Source organism: Microscilla marina ATCC 23134 (assembly GCF_000169175.1).
GTDB lineage: Bacteria > Bacteroidota > Bacteroidia > Cytophagales > Microscillaceae > Microscilla > Microscilla marina.
Genome location: NZ_AAWS01000129.1, coordinates 1 through 1,318 on the forward strand (window position 1 = coordinate 1; position 1,318 = coordinate 1,318).

The following is a 1,318-nucleotide window of genomic DNA, read 5'->3' on the forward strand; positions in this document are numbered from 1 at the left end:
GTATAAGATACATATCTTACCAACCGAAACTATTGCTAATATGAAGATTAGCCATGTAAGTGATCAAAAACTTTACTCTGAATATTATTCTGAAGATGATGATCAATCTTACTTTTTCTGTTATGACCTTGACAAACAAAAAATTATTTGGGAACACTTATTAGGAGAAGTATCAGTAGTATCAAGTGCATTAAGTAATGGTATTCTTATTCTAAACTTAGAAAGAAAGTGCGTTCACGCATTAGATACTCAAACAGGAAAAATTATTTGGCAAAATGATCAGTTTGGGACATTTTATGATAGCCATGTTAAAACTGAAAAACCTTGTACGCTTTCAGGTTTTCCTATTATCATTGATGAAAACATTATACTGAGTTTATTAGGGTATAAAATTGTTAGTTTGAATTTAAAAAATGGTAAGATAAAGTGGGAAACTCAAGTTAAAGAGAGAACTCCCAGTTCTATTACTTATTATATTGATGGAAATATTTACCTTATTGGCAATCAAACTTACTGTGCAATAAATCCAAGTAATGGAAATAAAATATTTGAAAAAAACATAAAACAAGAGTTTTTAGATCATGGGTATGTTAGATTGACATTAACTTCCATTACAGAAGATCACATTCATTTTTCAGATATTGATAAAGGTAAATATTTTATTATTGATAAAGTGTCAGGCAAAACTTTATGGAGTTATGAATGCAAATCGATGATTCCTTCTTATCACTACCCTATAATAACTAAAAATGAAATATACATAGTAGATGACAAAGGCAACTTCTATGTTTTTTCTAAAAATTAAAATACATAAAACAACATTGTAAAGCTGGGCATAGGTGAAGATAAGAAAAAAGACAAAGCTGCCCCCGCCCAAGAGTTGCCCGATGTGGCAAAAGTAGGACAGTTGAGCGTAGAACAACGTTTGTCGTTCATTACTTCGCAAATGAAAATAGGGATTGAAGCTTGGTGGAACGAAAACAAAGGTTGGGTGATTCCAACCGTGATTGGGGTAATATTGGGTGTAACTGCCTTGATAGTGGTCACGGGCGGCGCGGCAATCATGCCCATATTGAGCGCCTTGATGCAAGGGCTTACCGTGATATTTGGGGCAATGCTGGTGGCACAAATTGCCGCCCCGCTGAAAGACTATATAGTAAAAGCCTGGAAGGCGACAAAAGGTGCTTCGCAAAGTTTGGCTCATGCTTTGTCGTAGGTTGACCGAAATATATTACCTATTTCAGGTTTAGGCAGCTCTTTAGCTGATAGCAAGGGCAAAGCCGCATGCGCGATGAAAGCTGCCAAGCACAGTGAGCTA

At 35.5% G+C, this 1,318-nt stretch carries 2 protein-coding genes; both read left to right on the top strand.

The window, feature by feature from the left end; genetic code table 11:
- Nucleotides 1–805 (top strand): outer membrane protein assembly factor BamB family protein (locus M23134_RS37200; protein ID WP_045115107.1); only part of this gene is annotated, 805 nt, incomplete at its 5' end.
- Between the two features lie 84 nt (nucleotides 806–889).
- Nucleotides 890–1,216: a hypothetical protein gene (locus tag M23134_RS37205; RefSeq protein ID WP_157558839.1), complete on the top strand. Its 327-nt coding sequence runs from the start codon at nucleotides 890–892 to the stop codon at nucleotides 1,214–1,216.
- Nucleotides 1,217–1,318 lie beyond the last annotated feature (102 nt).